Source organism: Xanthomonas hortorum pv. cynarae (assembly GCF_002939985.1).
GTDB classification, from domain to species: domain Bacteria; phylum Pseudomonadota; class Gammaproteobacteria; order Xanthomonadales; family Xanthomonadaceae; genus Xanthomonas; species Xanthomonas hortorum_D.
Map to the genome: position 1 here is coordinate 1 of NZ_MDFM01000069.1, position 2,848 is coordinate 2,848.

The 2,848-nt window shown below is 49.1% G+C and carries 3 protein-coding genes and 3 pseudogenes; 5 read left to right on the forward strand and 1 reads right to left on the reverse strand.

From position 1 onward, the window contains the following. A pseudogene (locus tag XcyCFBP4188_RS23820) lies at positions 1-101 on the reverse strand (DUF6607 family protein); the annotation flags it as partial. A 79-nt stretch (positions 102-180) separates the two neighbouring features. Here XcyCFBP4188_RS23820 and XcyCFBP4188_RS22170 point away from each other — a divergent pair. From XcyCFBP4188_RS22170 to XcyCFBP4188_RS22185, 5 genes and pseudogenes are all read left to right on the forward strand, one after another. Beyond that, positions 181-423, forward strand: a pseudogene (locus tag XcyCFBP4188_RS22170) (TauD/TfdA family dioxygenase); the annotation flags it as partial. A gap of 222 nt (positions 424-645) precedes the next feature. Beyond that, on the forward strand, positions 646-768 hold the full coding sequence (locus tag XcyCFBP4188_RS23615; protein WP_006453230.1) for a hypothetical protein: 123 nt from the start codon (positions 646-648) through the stop codon (positions 766-768). A 57-nt stretch (positions 769-825) separates the two neighbouring features. Then, positions 826-1,707 (forward strand): hypothetical protein, encoded by an 882-nt coding sequence (locus tag XcyCFBP4188_RS22175; RefSeq protein ID WP_104592866.1) that lies wholly within the window; start codon positions 826-828, stop codon positions 1,705-1,707. After that, positions 1,704-2,633: a hypothetical protein gene (locus XcyCFBP4188_RS22180; protein ID WP_006453232.1), complete on the forward strand. Its 930-nt coding sequence runs from the start codon at positions 1,704-1,706 to the stop codon at positions 2,631-2,633. Before XcyCFBP4188_RS22175 ends, XcyCFBP4188_RS22180 begins: the two co-directional genes overlap by 4 nt. 117 nt (positions 2,634-2,750) lie before the next feature. Beyond that, positions 2,751-2,848, forward strand: a pseudogene (locus XcyCFBP4188_RS22185) (ABC transporter permease); the annotation flags it as partial.

Sequence of the window (2,848 nt, forward strand, 5' to 3'; positions counted from 1 at the left end):
GGTTCCACCCACTGCGCGAACACCGCATCGAGTTGCGCGTCCTTGACCCGCTTGCCCTTCTGCACGGTCTCGGCCTGCTGGAACATCGGCATGATCCTGGCAGGCTCATGCGCCATCGGCAGGGCTATTACGCCGTGCTGAGACAGATGTAATTGCAGGGAAGTGGGCCCGTGGCTGGATATGGTGTATCGCGCAGTCGTCGAATTCTGTAATGACAGCATCGATCTTGCGCGTGATCCCTATTCCAGAGTGCACTCTTCCAGTGTTCGGATCGTGCCGTTCGATGCCCCGCTGGGCGCCGAAGTGATCGGCTTTGATCTGTCGCAGCCGCTGGATGCGGACACCTTTGCACGCATCCATCAGGCGCATCTGGACTGTCACGTATTGGTGTTCCGCGAGCAACGCATCACTCCGGCGCACAGAAATTAATCAAATTAATAGCTTCTCAAAGTTCCGCACGACTTTCCTGTAACTGCGCGGATCGCACAAAACGTGGATGCACACAGAGCATTCGCGAAACGACAAACCACGTCGCAAATTTAGGAATCCACAAGAACCCGCATGGTAACGTCGGTTTGCTATGAGGTGTTTATCTCTTAGCTCTATGAACCACAAAAAACCGCTGCTTCAACTAAGAGGTCAATCATGAACATTGCTAAAGAAATTGAGAACATCGAAATTGAATCGGCTGTCGACAGCTGCGAATCAGGCTTGCCCGTTATTATTACTCCGGCTGTTATTGGTGTGATTATCCATAGTCATGGCTGATTACAGCTGATCGAGGCAGGCGAACATAAATCGCCTGCCTCTTTTGCTGGAGAATATATGCAATCGCTTTCCACCATCAAAGATGAGGTCATGGCAGTCTGTGATGACGATTCAGCATTCATCGACTACTGTAAATCTAAATTAGACGCACTTGGAAACATCGACCACTGGCAGTTAGTGGCAGATACAGCAGCCTCCATTCAAGCCGATGCCGGCTTGAGCCACTTTTTGACGCAGCAGGCGATACCTCTCGTGACAGGGGAAAACCACAAAGAATTATTTGCCTGCCTCATTTTTACCGGGTGCACCTCTGCAAACATTCTCCACCTCGACTCATCGCTTGACATGACGAATTCGCGCGACTCGAATAAGATCGTCTCGACGCCCAACTTTTCGACTGTGAGCAAGGTACTGCAGGGCAGTCCGTCGCATAAGCGGTACACGTCAAACATCGAGTTTCCAAGCGAAATCAGGAGTCCGAACATCTACGAAGACATTCAGTTGTCGGCGCCTGAAAGCACAGAACTGAAAAAAGGAGATGTCATAGTGCATGACCGACGAAACACCATTATCGTGCACGATGATATTTCTCCGTCGGTAATGCTGGCAATCTGCAACCCAAAAAAAAGATCGAAATACCAATATGCGTTCCACAAGGAGACCCGAAGACTGTCCCACATCTCAGAATTCGAACCTAAAATCAGCAGAAAGGAGAAAGCGATTCGCATACTGGAAAAATATGGAAACGCATCTTCTCTGCCCGCCCTTATGGTCGCGTCAGAAAATGACCGCCACACGATTCGCTGGCTTGCCCTAAGAGCGATGATCTGCCTGGATCCAGAAAAAAAAGACATCTACCTTCAGAAAGGCGCTTGCGATGACAACAAAAATATCCGCGAAACATGTGAAAAACTAATCGAAAAGTACAGGTGCGTATGAGCACGAAATTCTTTGAAGCAAAGGTGCATAATACGATTTCGCTGGAAGAATTATCAGAAATAATACAGACGCAGAAAGATGACCTGGATGTAGAAACAATAAAATCAATGAGCCACCTGCTGCAAGGCCTATGCTTGAATCCCCAGTGGTTCCTTGAATACCTGCACCAGCAACTCAAGAACAACTTCGATAGCGATGAAACGCATGGCAATTTATTCTCATCCAATTCGTTCGTTCTCGATCGAAAATTGCTGCATAAAAAATCAGGGCCTTACTCGTTTTTGGTGAGAGCAAACGTTTGGCTAGCTGCAGCGGACTCCTTACGAAGGAATACCAGAAAAAATCTATTCGCCGAGAATCTATGGCATGACCATTCATTTCATCTTCTTACCGCAGGATTGCTTGGACCGGGGTACGGAACCGAGATCTGCGAGTACGACTTCAACGCCTGCACCGGATTAAGGGATGAAGAGGTAGATACTTCAGCATACCGAGAGCTTCGGTTGACGCAGGGAAGCGCCCTATTCATGGAAAAGAACAAGACAGTTCACACGCAACTCCCTCCCGAACAGCCTTCCGTTTCGCTGAACCTGATTTTTCAACCTTATTCATCGCTCACAAGACAATACATATTTGACAGGATCGACGCTCAGAGGCTGAGAATAAAATCCATTCATTATACATCCCAGCTGAATTCAACGGCGACCCAAAACCTGGTAAACATATGCGGCTCATTTGCGAACGATAATACCAAACAGATAATGCTGGATCTTTATCGAAGGCTGCTCGACCGTGTCGATCAGAACGAGCCTGCCCTGCTCATTCTGCTAGGGTGGTTCAAAAAACTTGGCATCGAGTATGAGGCGATTGACCACCATCACCGAAAAATTTCACCGCTTATGAAGCATTTGCTGGACGCACTTTGACCAGCGTCGGTTGTCATTTACACTCATTTTGACCGGCACCCATCCTGGCGCACATGCATGCGTCCATTGGGATTCCCAGGCGCCGGAGACACACTTTTTGCGCCAGCCTGAACAGGCCTTATGTTCGGCGCCACCTCCGGCCAGGGCGGTCTGGGCTGGTACATCTTCCAGAACCGCAACGAGCTGTATACAGATCGGGTGTTCGCCGGCCTGGC